Origin of the sequence: Ktedonobacter sp. SOSP1-85, from assembly GCF_016587415.1 — a bacterium.
In the GTDB taxonomy this organism is placed as follows: Bacteria; Chloroflexota; Ktedonobacteria; order Ktedonobacterales; family Ktedonobacteraceae; genus Ktedonobacter.
On record NZ_BNJI01000002.1, the window covers coordinates 772,887 to 787,484 of the forward strand.

General features: G+C 54.5%; 8 protein-coding genes. 1 reads left to right on the top strand and 7 read right to left on the bottom strand.

Translation table 11 applies throughout. The features are described from left to right. Positions 1 to 30: 30 nt before the first annotated feature. From KTE_RS31605 to KTE_RS31630, 6 genes are all read right to left on the bottom strand, one after another. Positions 31 to 3,198, bottom strand: coding sequence for a LuxR C-terminal-related transcriptional regulator (locus KTE_RS31605; protein ID WP_201388607.1), 3,168 nt, complete (start codon positions 3,196 to 3,198; stop codon positions 31 to 33). Positions 3,199 to 3,366: 168 nt separating this feature from the next. Further along, the gene (locus tag KTE_RS31610) at positions 3,367 to 4,167 is read right to left on the bottom strand and encodes an ABC transporter permease (protein ID WP_374226850.1); all 801 of its coding nucleotides are present in this window, start codon (positions 4,165 to 4,167) and stop codon (positions 3,367 to 3,369) included. Positions 4,168 to 4,204: 37 nt separating this feature from the next. After that, positions 4,205 to 5,005 (bottom strand): ATP-binding cassette domain-containing protein, encoded by an 801-nt coding sequence (locus KTE_RS31615; RefSeq protein ID WP_201373594.1) that lies wholly within the window; start codon positions 5,003 to 5,005, stop codon positions 4,205 to 4,207. Between the two features lie 7 nt (positions 5,006 to 5,012). Further along, positions 5,013 to 5,432 carry a MarR family winged helix-turn-helix transcriptional regulator gene (locus KTE_RS31620; RefSeq protein WP_201373593.1) on the bottom strand — a complete coding sequence of 140 codons (420 nt, stop codon included), beginning with the start codon at positions 5,430 to 5,432 and terminating at the stop codon, positions 5,013 to 5,015. A 145-nt stretch (positions 5,433 to 5,577) separates the two neighbouring features. Beyond that, positions 5,578 to 7,071, bottom strand: coding sequence for a PAS domain S-box protein (locus tag KTE_RS31625; RefSeq protein WP_201388609.1), 1,494 nt, complete (start codon positions 7,069 to 7,071; stop codon positions 5,578 to 5,580). Positions 7,072 to 7,439: 368 nt separating this feature from the next. Next, on the bottom strand, positions 7,440 to 9,254 hold the full coding sequence (locus tag KTE_RS31630; protein WP_201388611.1) for a peptidoglycan recognition family protein: 1,815 nt from the start codon (positions 9,252 to 9,254) through the stop codon (positions 7,440 to 7,442). Positions 9,255 to 9,844: 590 nt separating this feature from the next. Between KTE_RS31630 and argF the strand changes: the two genes are divergently transcribed. Then, entirely contained in the window at positions 9,845 to 10,852 is a 1,008-nt protein-coding gene (gene argF, locus KTE_RS31635; RefSeq protein ID WP_201388613.1) for an ornithine carbamoyltransferase, read from the top strand. A 73-nt stretch (positions 10,853 to 10,925) separates the two neighbouring features. On the opposite strand, the gene dnaE is transcribed toward argF, so the two are convergent. Then, complete coding sequence (dnaE, locus tag KTE_RS31640) at positions 10,926 to 14,447, bottom strand: DNA polymerase III subunit alpha (RefSeq protein WP_201388615.1); 3,522 nt, start codon at positions 14,445 to 14,447, stop codon at positions 10,926 to 10,928. Positions 14,448 to 14,598 lie beyond the last annotated feature (151 nt).

A 14,598-nucleotide genomic window follows, 5' to 3' on the forward strand; every position in this document is an offset into this window, starting at 1 on the left:
CCGAATGGGGGTCCCCAGCGTCGTCCCACCCTAGCGTAAAGGAAGGCGCTGGACCAGGGCGATGGCATCCAGGCGTCGATTGACACCCAGCTTGCGATAGATACTCGTAACGTGTGTTTTAATTGTGTTGCGCGAGACGATCAGCGTCTCTGCCATTTCCGCATAGGTCTGTCCACCCATCAGCAGACGTAACACTCGTTGCTCCTGGGTTGTGAGCGGTTCAAGAAGGACCTGGGAGAGCGGCTTGTCACCCGGTGTGAGCATATGTGTTGGCTCTACCTGAGACGCTTGCTCCATCTTCTTGCGCGCTCTCCGGGCCTTCTCTTCTTTGAAGGACTGGAGCAATAGCGAGATATGTGAGATCGAGAGAGTGGGAAATGCGTTGGCTGTATCTTCCATACCAGGCGTGTCGTCGAGGAAGCTCTGAAGCACCTGCTCCATCGCTTCTCCGGCATCGAGATATGGGCGAATATGCCCCTCTGTCTCTGTTAGCATTAGCAAGTGGGCCGCGATCTGCCTGGCCTGAGAGAGGTCGCCAGAGCCATGGAGCGCCGCGACCTGGAGTGCCAGCAGGGGTATAATATCCCATGCTCGCTGGCCCTGTTCCGCGTTTGCCAGGAGGTGCGCCAGGACGTGTTGTGCCTCTGCGTATTGCTTCTGGGCAATATAGGCTCGAACCAGCGCCATGTGCTCCCATTCATCGTTGTTTTCTAGCGCTCCTGGTTCAAAGACATACGCGGATGTCCAGGCCCTGGTTGCCGTAAGATTCCCCTGCGCTAACCAGAGATCCACGCGTGCAGCCGTTACTTTGACGCGATGAATTTCAAGTTTATTGCGTCCAAGCAATGCCTCGGACTCCTGAAGCGCCTGTTCCGCCTCCGCCAGGTCTCCCATCGCGATAGAAACCATAACCTGAGAGTAATATCCCAACATGAAGAGGTCTAGATTCTGCCAGGAGCGGGCGTTCTGCAACAGGTGGTGTAGATGTGCTTGTGCCTCCGCCAGGTTATTCCACACCAGGTGCAATTCAATCAGAGTGAGGTGCAGGTAGCCGCGTGTCGTCATCTGCCCCTCCATCTGATCCAGCAACTCAAGGGCGTTCAAACACTCCTGGTGAGACAGATGCATATAACCTGTCACCATGTAGGCATTCGCCAGCCACTGCATCATCTTAATAAGCATATAGCTATCCTGAGCCTGCTGCGCCAATGCCTTCGTTTTGCGCAGAGAGGGCACAAGCGGCGCGAAGTCGCCAAGCAAATGGTGACTCAGGACCATGCTGACCGTTGGTGGTAGTTTCCAGGCCACTTCGTCATCTTTCACCAGTTCTTGCATCTCCTGGCTGAGCGCGTGCAATCGCTCGCCATCGCCTTCTTGATACACATCTCTCATGGCTTGCCACCCGCGCAACAGACGAATGCGATTGGAGAGCCGAATTCGTTCTCTCTCTGTGAGCAGGTCTTGCTGGCTGCGCTGGAGCATCTGCTCTACAGCGGAAATTGTCTGCTCTACCTGGAGGCGCATTTTCGCGCGGTGGTTATCTGCCATATAGAGCGTATTATGCAAAAGATGCAGAGCGGAGGAGAGCGCGAGCGCGGCATGCACCTGTAGCACCGCCTCGGGTAGGCCCATGATCCAGGTATGTAAGGTTTGTGCTTCTCCTCGCAGCCACATCTGGTCAGCGACGCGCTCCATGAGAGACGCGGCATAGCTGTAGTCTTCTGCCTGCAAGGCATAGGCAATGGCCTCTCGCACATCCCCATGCTGCTCATGCCAGCGAGCCGCGCGTTGCTGGAGCAGCGGTATCATCTCTGGTTGTGTGGTCCGTAAACGGACGAGCAACGCCTCACGAAAGAGAGCATGCACACGATACCAGCGCAGCTCCTCATCTAGAGGCACCAGGAAGAGGTTAGCGCGCACCCCTGCCTCTAGAAGCTCCCAGCTATTGGCCTGAGCGGTAACAGCCTGGCAGAGAGAGGCCGTCATCTGATTGAGGATGGAGGTGTGGAGCAAAAACTCCTGCAAAGCCTGTGGCTGGCCAACCAGGATTTCCTCCTGTATATAATGCAACAGGTGGCGATGGCCGCCGGAAAAGGTCCGCACAAAGGTAGAAGGGTCCACATGGTGACGCATAGAAAGCGCCGCCAACTGTAAGCCCGCGACCCAGCCCTCAGTGCGACTCGCCAGCGTCGCTATCGCTGCCTCCTCCAGCGAGAGCGCCATTGTGTGCGTCAAGAAGTGCGCAGCCTCTTCGGTCTGAAAGCGCAGATCCACGTCCCTCAATTCTAAGAGCTGATTGCGAACACGCAGGCGCGCGAGCGGGAACGGTGGGTCGACTCGGCTGGCAATCACAAGATGCACATCTGCTGGCAGGTGCTCAAGCAGGTAGAGGAACGTATCTTGCACGGATTGCTCACCGATCACATGATAGTCATCCAGCACAAGCACGATTGGTTCGGCCAGGGCGCTCAACTCATTGAGCAGTGTCATCAGAATGGTGGTAAGTGGAGGAGGTTGCGCTGCACGCAGCATCGCCAGGACCGTCTTGCCCAACCTGGGCAAACTGGTACGCAACGCCGCGAGTATGGAGATCCAGAAGCGCGCTGGATCATTGTCCAGTTCATCCAGCGACAACCAGGCAATAGAGCAGGTAGAGCGTGCCGCCCACGCGGAGAGGAGTGTCGTCTTGCCCCAGCCAGCCGAGGCGGAGATCAGCGTCAGAGGATAGGAGAGAGCAGTATCAAGTTGGTCCAGCAGGCGTTCGCGTGTTACCAGTAGAGCTGGCAAGCGGGGATGAGAGAGCCTGGTCTCTACCAGTTGCAGCATTTGTCCCGTCTCAGGCGGTGGCGGGATTGGCGTAGGGGTGGCGGGCACCTGCTCGCTATTGAGAGCTCTGGCTACCTCTTCCAGGCGCGCGAACGTCAGGTTGGCTTCTCGTCCGATATAGCGCTTACGTGTATGATTAGCAACAGTGTGATAGGCATACCAGTACCCTGACCCTCGTGACCGGCCCTCTTTCAGCATGCTCAGGTGGCCATACTGACCTTGAAAGGTGAAAGAAGTGTGCGTTGAAAGCCAGTCAAGCCAGCGCTTTTCCTCGCCTGGCCCTAATAGCTGTGGTGGATTATCAGGCGTATGAAGGATATAGGTGTTGTTCTCGGAGGACCAGGTAAGGGCATGAGTGGGTGATTTTGGCATGAATTCCTTTCACAAAGTGTATTTCATCCCCAACTCCCCCAACACAAGCTGAGTATAGCAAAGACAAAGCATGGAAGCAAGCAGTATTGTAAGTGTATGGGCGGGTGGCGCGGACAGAATGCCCGCGCCACCCGCCCATACGTATACTTCTTGAGTGCCGCAAGCGTGCTACTGAACGATGCGTGGATAGAGCTGCGCGCCGATAATGATCAGGATGGTTGTGACCACAAAGAGGATGCCGAAATCGGCTAGCAGGGCAGGAGCACTAATGCCGTCACCAATCATGAGCATGCGGACACCATCGACGAGATAGGTCAGCGGATTGATGTGCGCGATAACCTGAAGCCACGAGGGCATAATAGCGATAGGATAAATGGCATTACTGGCGAAGAACATGGGCATGGTAATTACCTGGCCAATGCCCATGACACGATCACGCGTCTTCAGCAGACAGGCGATGATCAGCGAGAGAGTTGAGAAGCAGGCAGCGCCCATCATGACCAGGACCAGGACGCCCAGGATCGCCAGCGGATTGGCATACATATGCACGCCTAGCAACAGCGCCAGCAGGTAGATGACAACGGCCTGGGGAAGCGAGCGAATGCCAGTAGAGAGGGCTTTGCCCAGTACAAGCGCGCCACGTGGCGTCGGGCTAGCGAGAAACTTATGGATCACCCCCAGGTCGCGCTCCCAGATGATGGCGATGCCAGCAAAGATCGAGATGAAGAGCACGCTCTGTGAGAGAATACCGGGAGACATAAACTCCAGGTAACTAATCTTGCCCGTTGGGATAGCGCGAATGCGAGTAAAGACTTCACCAAAGACGAGCAGCCAGAGAGCTGGCTGGACCGCGCGCATTATCAGGTCAGTGAAATCGTGGCGGATCTTGCGCACCTCCCACTCGGCGATGGTAAAGGTCTTGCGGAAGAAGTTGGACGTGACCGCTACAGGTGAATGTTGAAGCGCGATGGTGGTCGCGGGTTGTTGCGCCAACGATAGCTGTTCGCTAGCCAAGCCTTCGGGCCGTGCGTCTTGCTCGTGAAGTCTCACGGTAACTCCCTCCTGATTCCAGGGCATCGCCCGCGTAGTAGACAAACACATCGTTAAGGTCAGGGTCCTCGCCATCCACCGTCGCCTTGAGCTCGTCCGGCGTACCGATAGCGGTGATCTCGCCCCGGTGCATGATGCCGATGCGCGAGCAGAGGCTATCGGCCTCTTCCATCGAATGCGTGGTCAGAAAGATGGTCATATCATTTTCCTGCCGAAGTTGCATCAGGTGGTCCCAGATGGCCTGGCGCGCCACGGGATCGAGGCCCACTGTCGGCTCATCCAGGAAGAGCACGCGTGGCTGGTGCAACAGAGATTGTGCCACCTCCAACCGGCGAATCATACCACCAGAGTAGTTGCGCACCAGTTGGCCACTGGCGTCAGTAAGGCCCACGAAGGAGAGCACCTCTTCAATACGCTCCTTGCGCCGAGCGCGAGGAAGGCTATATAACTTCGCGAAGATGAGCAGATTCTCAAAACCTGTCAGGTTACCATCGGCTGAGAGGGCCTGGGGAACATAGCCGATACTACTGCGTACCGCGTTAGTCTGGTGGATAATATCGAAGCCGTTGACTGTCGCGCCTCCCGCTGTGGGCGAGAGCAAGGTGGTCAGCATCTTAATGGTCGTGCTCTTACCCGCGCCGTTGGGTCCAAGCAGACCAAAGACCTCGCCTTGTTCAACCTCAAAGCTAATGCCCTTGACCGCCTCGTGATCGCCAAAGCGCTTCACCAGTTGTCGGACCTGAATGATTGCTGTCATGCGTATCCTATTCTCCAAATCCCTGGGCTTCCGCGACCTCCAGCAACCGACCTATCAGGTGCTGGAGCTGCTCCTGTTCTTCAGCGCTAAGCTCGCCTAGCAGGCTCATTAGCACCGTACGCCTACGTTTGCGCCCCGCTTCAATAAGGGCCTCCCCCTGCTCCGTAAGCGCGATATGCACTACCCGCTCATCGTCTGTGCGGCGCTGGCGCGTGATAAGCTCAGCCTTCTCCAGGCGCTTACACGCTGTAGTCGCAGAACCTGGACTGATACCCAGTCCATGTGCCAGTTCGCCCAGACTTGCGGGTCCGTGCTTGTCCAGGTAGCGCATCAACCAGTACTGCTGCGGCGTCATTTCGGCGGTACGCAGTGGTCTGATTATACGTGTCAGGGTCAACAGCTCTTCCGCGAGGTGCTCTGTCTCCATATACGTATGTACTGTATCCTTCCGCATTTGAGGATCAAACGTTTTGATATTCAAATTAATTATACGTAGTTTTCTCTCTTTATACAAGGAGAAGATAAAAACACTTCAGGGCTTCTCAAATGCTCTTTTTGAGAAGCTCTGAAAATCACATTTGATTTAGGGGGAGAATGAAGTAGAAGGTGGAACCCTGGCCAGGTTCGCTTTTAACGCCGATCTCGCCACTGTGAAGTGAGATGATTGTCTGGCAGATATAGAGCCCCAGGCCCAGGCCCATAGAGCCGCCTGGGCCACCCTGGATACGCCTGCCAGGCACCTGGTAGAAGCGCTCCCAGATGCGTTTCTGCTCCTCCGGAGTAAGGCCGGGGCCTTCGTCATGTACGGCAACCTTGACGTGTTTGGCATTCACTTCGACATTGATTTTGACAGGTTGATCATCGGGCGAATATTTGATGGCGTTTGCCAGGATGTTATCGAGAACCTGGCTGATACGCATGGCATCCACAATAACCGGGATATATGGCTCTGCGGGAAACGTCAGCTCGAAACAGCGTTCAGGATTGGTGATCTGTGCATCCCCTATGACCTGGCGCACAATACAGATGAGATCGAGAGGCAAGGGATTAATGGCCAGTTGCCCCCTGGCGATACGGTTGGCATCTACGATATCGTTGATAATACGACATTCAGCGGTCACCTGCTGTTCGGCGCGCTCCAGATTTTTTTGCAAGCGGTCTGTGGTCTCAATAAGCTTCTCTGGTTCTTCGGGGGTTAGTAATTTTAAGCGCTTACGCATCATCTGCAAGCTTGTGCTGATACCAGTCAGCGGGGTGCGCAGTTCATGACTGGCCATGCTCAGAAAGGTATCGCGAAGCTGCTCCTGGGCCTTCTGCTCATCAATATTGCGCGCCACGATATAAATCACACCTTCATCCAGATTGGGGCGTGCCGACCAGGCGATCCAGCGATAGGTTCCGTCTTTCGTGCGGTAACGATTTTCTGCTGCATGTATGGCTTCTCCACACCGCAAGCGTTTTATCTCAGTACGTTTGATCTTTATATCATCAGGATGCACATAATCTAGCGAATCGCGCCCAATAACGTCCTCTGGTTTATAGCCAAGCAGTTTCTCAAAGGCAGGGTTGACCTGGATATAGCGCCCCTCCATATCAATCACACTGATGATATCCAGCGACATCTCAAAGATGTGGCGTAGCTCTTCTTCTTTACGCTTATGCTCTGTAATATCAAAGGCCTGGTGAACAATCTGTGTCACCATTCCCTGTTCATCGATAATAGGATTAAAGATGTAGCTATTACAACGCTCCTCGCCTTCCACTGTGTGGTAGCGCGTGCTCCCGCGTATGGAATGCCCTTTCGCGGCCCTGGCAATTTCGCCTTTTATTTGCTCCTGTTCACGGGGAAGTCCATCCCACCAGCCCACCTGCCATAAGGGTACTCCGATCTGCTTCTCTTTGGGGATAGCTGTAATAGGCAACCAGGTCTCGATTACATCTATAATCACACCTTCAACATCTAGAACAACAAGATAACCTCGTACATGGCGCAAAATAGTATGCAGATAATCTTCTTGCGTTTGCGTTATCACAACTTGTTTTTGCAGCTTTGGGCGCGGGAACATATATATGTACTCCTCCATAGTAGACGATGAGTAAGCATCCCTACTAACTCCTGTCTCCGCGTAAAAAAGGCACAGTTACTTTCATGTTGAATATATCATAGAAATTTGTGTAACACAAACTGATCGATTAAACAATTAGTGTGCATCGCGTCTCTTTATAAATAACGTGACTGAATACGCTTTTTCTATATTGCTCTATTTTGCGCCTGCGTAACTTAAAAAGCTAGTGTGCAGATGCATTGAGGGGGCACGACGCTACTAAAGTACGCGTCTACATATCAAGGACGAGATGTCCCGTACCTGGATATGTAGACGCGTACTTTAGTAGCGTCGGTCTGGTCGCACTTTATAGTAGCTAGTATTGGGCTCTATTCCCCAGTCTTGATTGATTGGACTGGGGTAATAGCGCTGGCTGGCACCCAGGCCTGGCGATGATTATAGTTAATCTCGTACCAGAGGTTGGTGGTGCCATCTTCAACATAGGTATAGCCTGAGACAAAGACAGCGTTGCTAGGAGCCGTCGCAATGACCGTGGCCCCCGTCTGGGGCTTGCCATAGATGGAAACTGTGCCACTAGGATCGTTCAGCGTCACCGCCGTCCCCTGTCCCTCTACCGCGGCACCAGGAGGTACGGCGAGCCAGGCCAGGTGCGCCGACTGCACGAGGCTGGAGGGCGTGCTATGCGCCTGGTCGGATTCACCATACCAGATCTCATAGAGTGTATCCCCTGTTCCCGCCGGGTCTTTAACTTTCGCCAGGTAGTAGTAACTGATGTTCGTCTCGACGTTGTTGGTCTCGTCCGTTACATCAGTTGGGTCGCCCAGTTGGGGGATGCGCGCCGATTGAGTACTCGGCCCGGTGTAGAGATAGAAAAAGTTAAAGTTGGCGGGCGTCTCTGTCCCATTCTTACCAAGCGGCTTCTTATCCGTTGAAGGCTTGAGCGTAATGATATGTGTATCCTTACTCTTGGCCGTAAACGGAGCACCCGATTGCTGTTGTACCAGGTTGAGGTAGTAGGTCCAGAGCCAGTAGGGACCCGGATCGACATGGTTGGTGGAGAGGCCTGGAGATGGGACCGTTCCATGCGAAACGATGTGATCATGGTCCAAAGGAATATTGTACTTATTAACCAGGTAGGCAGTCAGCTTCGCCGAAGCGAGATACTGCGCGGCGTTATACCAGAGGAAACCTGTCGAATCATAACCAATATGCTCGATACCAACGGAATGCTGGTTATACCAGTAGTTGCCTACATGATACGCGAAATCCTTGTCATGCAAAAGTTCATATACCGTTCCATCAGTATCTACAATATAGTGGATACTGACGCCCGACGTATGAGATTGGAAGACGTTGAGTGCCCCCTGCAGACTTGTTTCGGTATCGTGAATAACCACGTAGTTCACGCTTAGATCGGTAGGACGATTCGCGCTCTCATATGTACAATAGGGATAAACCGCCGGTGGGGGAGTACAATCATAGGCGTTAGGGTCCAAAATACAATCGACAGCGCCTGGATAGTCAACATTGGCATCGACCTGGCAACCCGAAGGTATCGTAGTCGCAGCCTTGACATTCATCGCGGTTGCCTTGTTGACCTTCACACTCTCAGGAGCAAGTGTGACGACCTCTCCAGTTTCATTAGGAGCACTAAAGCCGTTCTGCACAATTTTAAATAGCGCATCTGCATACATCAATGCAGTGGAGTGAGTTGTGGCATGGCTGTATGCCACAAGCGTGCCATACCAGTCACCTAGGTTCCCTGGTAGCGTGTGGCTGGGCGAGAGCTGAATTGCCTCATCATGCAGCACAGCTGCGCCACCACGAATATTGGTCGCGATATCGCTTTTCAACTGCTGTGGATCTACATGTAGCGCTTTAGCTGCCTGGGTAAGCGTATCACCGCGCTCGTTTTGAATCAAGTGCATACATCCATAGCCTCCATCAAGGCTAGGATGGCCTCCATGATTACTTAGACGCCCCTCCATATAACAGAGCGCCTTAAGAATCGAGACGGGAACTCCACTCTCCTGAGAAGCTTGCGTAAAAGCCGTGTTCAGACTAGTGGTAGTAGAGATATTGGCTCTGGCTGCTCCCCCACTAAAACCAGTCAGGATCAGGGCACTCAAAAGTGCCATAAGCATAGGGAGGGCGAAGGACGCGAGAGATTTTTGGCGTCGCATAGTACAACATACCCCCAATCATGTTTTCAGTAGAACATTAGAAGGAAGGAAAGAAAGAAGCCGATCTATCTCTCTATCGGCCTGAGGGTGCATGAGCATTTATAAGATACTGTTCCCCCGAAGAATCTTTATAAACTGCTCAATTACTTGTAAGTATAACATATCAATATGTAAATATGCTTGTCAAAAGAGCAAAGGGTGCTTATGGGACTAGAACATAAATTCCCCTGGCATCTTGAGAAAATCATGAGATATAATTGTGTTTAATCCAGTGCTCTAGTTAAGAGCCGTCCTCTACGCGCAGGGCGGCCATGTGGTGCATCAGGCAAAAAGGCGACTGCCTTTCGGAAACCTGAGTGCTTCGTCCCAAAATGGGGACGAAGCACTAGTCACGTGAGTGACGTTGGTTTCCGCATAAGAACTAAGCAGGAAATGAGAGCCTTTATCTTTTCTCTCCCGACTGTGCGAACGTTCCATATCACCTGTACCTCTTACAATGGCGTAGACACAAGCACTGGCGACCATTGGATCGATCCGGTAACACTGGCCTGATATCCACTGGACACATCACAGCAGGAGGAAGAGACCGTATGCCTTTTAACTTGTTTAACAAGAGCCTACTCACGCTGAAGGATTTCTCGGCAGAAGAAATTCATTATTTGCTCGACCTGTCAGCCGAGCTGAAGGCCGCCAGGGCGGAGGGACGCGAGACCCAACGTTTGCGCGGCAAGAATATCGTACTGATATTCGAGAGAGATTCCACACGTACACGCACCTCATTCGAGGTCGCGGCCTTTGAGCAGGGCGCTCAGGTCACCTATATCGGTCCCAGCGGCTCACACATTGGCTATAAAGAGACAATCCAGGATACCGCGCGCGTGCTTGGACGCATGTATAGCGGCATCGAGTATCGTGGCGCCAGCCAGCAGAATATTGAGGCCCTGGCCCGCTACGCTGGCGTCCCGGTCTGGAATGGTATGACCGATGAGGAGCATCCCCTCCAGGTCCTGGCCGACCTGCTTACGATGCGCGAGCATACATTAAAGCCGCTCAGCGAGGTCGCCTTTGCCTTCCTGGGACACGTTGGTTTCAACATGGGACGCTCGCTCCTGCTGGGCGCAGCCAAACTGGGCATGGATATCCGCCTGGGCGGCCCCAAGGCCTATTGGCCGGATGAGAGGAGCCTGGATTATGTGCGGACTCTGGCCCTGGAGACAGGTGCGCGCATCACGGTAACCGAAGACCTGGAGAGCGCGGTCAAGGGCTGCGACTTTATCCACACTGATGTCTGGCTCTCCATGGGCGAGGACACCAGCCAGTGGGGCGAGCGCATCCAGCAACTCCTCCCCTACCAGGTCAATAGCCGCGCCATGGCCCTGACCGGCAATCCCGACGCCAAATTTATGCACTGCCTCCCCGCCATCGCCAACAAGGAAACAGTGCTGGGTCAGAAGCTCTACAAAGAATATGGGCTGGATGGGGCCGAGGTCGTCGATGAGGTCTTCGAGTCCAAAGCATCCATTGTCTTCGACCAGGCCGAGAACCGCCTGCACACCACCAAGGCCGTCCTCGTGGCAACCCTCAGCAAGTGCTTGTAGATAGGCATAAGAGAAAACAACAGTGCACCAGGTCACGTTCCGCGACCTGGTGCACTGTTGTTTTCTCTTATATTTAATCCATGACAGTGACCTGGATGGAGTCGCTGCCGAGCATACGGGCGACCTGGCTGTGCAGGACGTCGTTGTAGTTCATGGTGTTGTTGTGCGGCGTCAGGCGCACCATCCATTCGCCATTACAGACGCAGATCTCGTAGTAGTCGCGACCTGGCTTCTCGCTCAGGCAGCGATGGAGGTCCTGCACCTTCATGATGTCGTTGGAGACGGAGATGTCGTCATCACCGCTGATATTGACAGTGAACCAGACCTGGTAGCGCTTGCGGTTCATCTCCTCCTCGGCCTTCTTGAGCGGCTCCACGCTGTCACAGAGGATGCCGGGCTCGTCGCGGCGCACCTGGACGGTTCCCTTGACGAGCACGATGCTTCCCTCCTGCCACAGCTCTTTGGTCTGCTCATAGGTGCGGGGAAAGATGGTGATGCCCAGGGTGCCATACATGTCCTCAAGCTGCACGACACACATATCATCGCCCTTCTTGGTCGTGATGCGCCGCGCCTCCTTTATCATGCCACCCACAGTGACCTTCTTGGTGTCCAGTTCCTCAGTCACCTGGTCGATGGTGTGCGTCGCTCCACGCTCCACAAAGATATCGCTCAGGTAGGCCAGGGGATGCTTGGCAATATAGACGCCGATCAGCTCGCGCTCCCACTCCAGCAGTTGCTTGCGCGGAATCTCCTGGGCATTGGTCGAGAGACTAAACTCCAGCGAGCCGCCGACCTCCTCCAGATCGCCAAAGAGGCTTACCAGGCCACGCTCCTTGGCTGAACGCTCGCTCTTGCCATACTGGACCGCGCGCTCAACCGAGGCCAACAGGATATGGCGCTGGTTCTCACCGGACATGAGCGAGTCCATCGCGCCCACCTTGATCAGCGTCTCGATGGCGCCTTTACCAACTGCGTGAGCATCGACGCGGGTACAGAAGTCACCCAGGGATTTGAAGGGGCCGCCCTCGGCACGGGCCTGGATGATACCGTCGATTGGGCCATCGCCGATGCCCTTGATGGCGAGCAGGCCAAAGCGAATGCCGCCGTTCTCAATGGCGAAACCCTTCTGGCTCTTATTCACGTCGGGGCCAAGCACCTCGACACCCATACGCTTACACTCGGCGATGGCGTTGGCGATCTTCTTGGCGTCCGCGGCCTCAGCGGTCATGGTCGCGGCCATGAACTCGGCGGTATAGTTGGCCTTGAGGTAGGCGGTGTAGAAGGCCACGACGGCGTAGCTCGCGGCGTGGGCCTTGTTAAAGCCGTAACCACCGAAGGGGAGGATCTGCTCAAAGAGCGTCTCCGCGACCTCTTGTTTCACGCCATTTTTGACGCAGCCCTTCAAGAAGTCGCCCTTGTAGCCCTCGACCTCGTGCATGATCTTCTTACTGAGCGCCTTACGGAACTTGTTGACCTTGCCCCAGGAAAAGCCCGCCAGATTGACAGCAATGAGAAGCACCTGGTCCTGGTATACGATGACACCGTACGACTCCTCCAGCCACTGGGAGAGGCGCGGATCGAGATAGGTTACCTTCTTGCGTCCATGTTTGGCATCAACGAACTCGGGAATACTATCCATCGGACCCGGACGATAGAGCGCGACCATGGCGGTGATATCCTCGATGCAGGTTGGTTTGAGCATCTTGATATACTCGCGCATCTTCGCGCTTTCCAACTGGAAGACGCCGGTGGTCTCGCCTGCCGCCAGGAGTTCATAAGCCTTCTGGCGCTTGCGATCAAGCTCGGGATCGCCGGTGGGGTCCAGCGGCAACTTCTCCAGATTGATGTCCTCGCCCCGTGACTCTTTAATAAACTTCACGGCATTATCGAGGATGGTCAGGTTGGAGAGGCCCAGGATATCATATTTGATCAGACCAATCTCTTCCAGGTGGGCGTGCTCGTACTGGGTCGAGATACGACCCTCACGTTTCTGGAGCGGCACAAAATTGACCAGTGGCTCATTGGCGACCAGCACGCCCGCGGCATGCACGCCCGTCGAGCGCACCGAGCCCTCCAGCTTGAGCGCCATATCCAGCAGATCCTTGGCCTCGCCATCACGCTGGTAGAGGTCGTTCAGGTCGCGCACATCGTTGAGGGAACCTTGCAATGTAATCTTGGGGCCTGTAGGAATCAGGCGCGAAATCTTATCGCCGAGGTCCTGGCGTCCCATCGAGCGCGCCACGTCCTTCACCGACTGCTTGGCGGCCATACTGTTGAAGGTCACCATCTGCGCCACGCACTCGTGCCCATACTTCTCGCCCAGGTAGCGGATGACCTCTTCACGCCGGTCATCGGGGAAGTCCATATCGATATCAGGCATGTCGTCGCGCTCAGGATTGAGGAAGCGCTCGAAGAGCAACTGGTAACGCAGAGGATCAACGTTGGTGATACCCAGTGTAAAGGCGACCAGGCTACCAGCCGCCGAACCTCTAGCCAGGCAGCGAATACCCTGCTCACGCGCCCAGCGCACATAGTCCGCCACGACCAGGAAGTAGGGCACAAAGCCTTTTTGCACGATGATGCTCAACTCATAGTCAAGCTGGCGCTTCAACGGCTCGGTCAGATCGCCAAAGCGATAGCGAATGCCTTCAAGGCACTGAGCATAGAGGAACTCGTCGGGCGTGCTGTACTGGGGTGGAATATCGACTTTGGGCAATTGCGCCTTGTAGGCCAGGGGATCGACCTCGCACTGCTCCGCCAGGCGCACCGTGTTGAGCAGACCATCATGTAGCTCTGGGAAGAGAGCGAGCATCTGCTGCGGGCTACGCAGGAAGTATTCATCGCTATCGAAGGCGAAGCGGTTGGGGTCGCTGAGGGTGCTACCCGTCTGCACACAGAGCAGGACCTCGTGCGCGTGCGCGTCCGTATCCTGGACATAGTGCAGGTCATTGGTGACGATCATAGGCACGTCCAGCTCGTTGTGCAAGCCATAGAGCATCTTATTCAGCTTGTCCTGGGGAGAGGGCGTGCCGTCCTTCTCGTGGCCATGGTGTTCCTGAATCTCTAGATAGTAGTTCCCTCGCCCCAGCACATCCTGGTACCAGCGAATAATGTTCTTGGCCTCGTCTTCCTTCCCCTCCAGCAACAGTTGGGGAACCTCGCCGCCCAGGCACGAGGAGGTAGCAATGATGCCCTCGGCATATTGAGAGAAGATGTTCTTATCGATCCTGGCGTGGTTGGCGTACATGCCCTCGGTATTGGCGATGGTCATCATCTTCATCAGATTGCGGTAGCCAGTGTTATTCTTCGCCAGCAGGAGCAGGTGAGTATAGTCACGCTGACCACGCTTCTTGGCCTTGACGTTCATATCCTCGGTCAGATACGCCTCGACACCCAGCACAGGACGGATATCGTTGGCCTTGCACGCCTTGTAGAACTCCAGCGCGCCATACATCGCACCATGATCGGTGATCGCCAGGTGCTTCATACCCAACTCTTTGGCCTGTTTCACCAGCGTCTTGATACGGCTAAAACCATCGAGCAGGGAGTACTCGGTATGGACATGGAGATGCGCGAAATCAGTAAAATTTTGCATAAAATATCTTCCCGCTAATATATCAATAATTATAATCAGTGACAGAGCTTCTCATTATCCGCAATTGCTCGTTGTGATGGTGGTATGTGCCTGGTCGTGGTGAATACCACGACCAGGCACATACCACCATCACACCAACAATGATACCTCT

What these genes read in the sequence shown, in the direction of transcription:
- KTE_RS31605 (WP_201388607.1), bottom strand. Translation starts at nt 3,198, where the DNA reads ATGCCAAAATCACCCACTCATGCCCTTACCTGGTCCTCCGAGAACAAC.
- KTE_RS31615 (WP_201373594.1), bottom strand. Translation starts at nt 5,005, where the DNA reads ATGACAGCAATCATTCAGGTCCGACAACTGGTGAAGCGCTTTGGCGAT.
- KTE_RS31620 (WP_201373593.1), bottom strand. Translation starts at nt 5,432, where the DNA reads ATGGAGACAGAGCACCTCGCGGAAGAGCTGTTGACCCTGACACGTATA.
- KTE_RS31625 (WP_201388609.1), bottom strand. Translation starts at nt 7,071, where the DNA reads ATGTTCCCGCGCCCAAAGCTGCAAAAACAAGTTGTGATAACGCAAACG.
- KTE_RS31630 (WP_201388611.1), bottom strand. Translation starts at nt 9,254, where the DNA reads ATGCGACGCCAAAAATCTCTCGCGTCCTTCGCCCTCCCTATGCTTATG.
- argF (WP_201388613.1), top strand. Translation starts at nt 9,845, where the DNA reads ATGCCTTTTAACTTGTTTAACAAGAGCCTACTCACGCTGAAGGATTTC.
- dnaE (WP_201388615.1), bottom strand. Translation starts at nt 14,447, where the DNA reads ATGCAAAATTTTACTGATTTCGCGCATCTCCATGTCCATACCGAGTAC.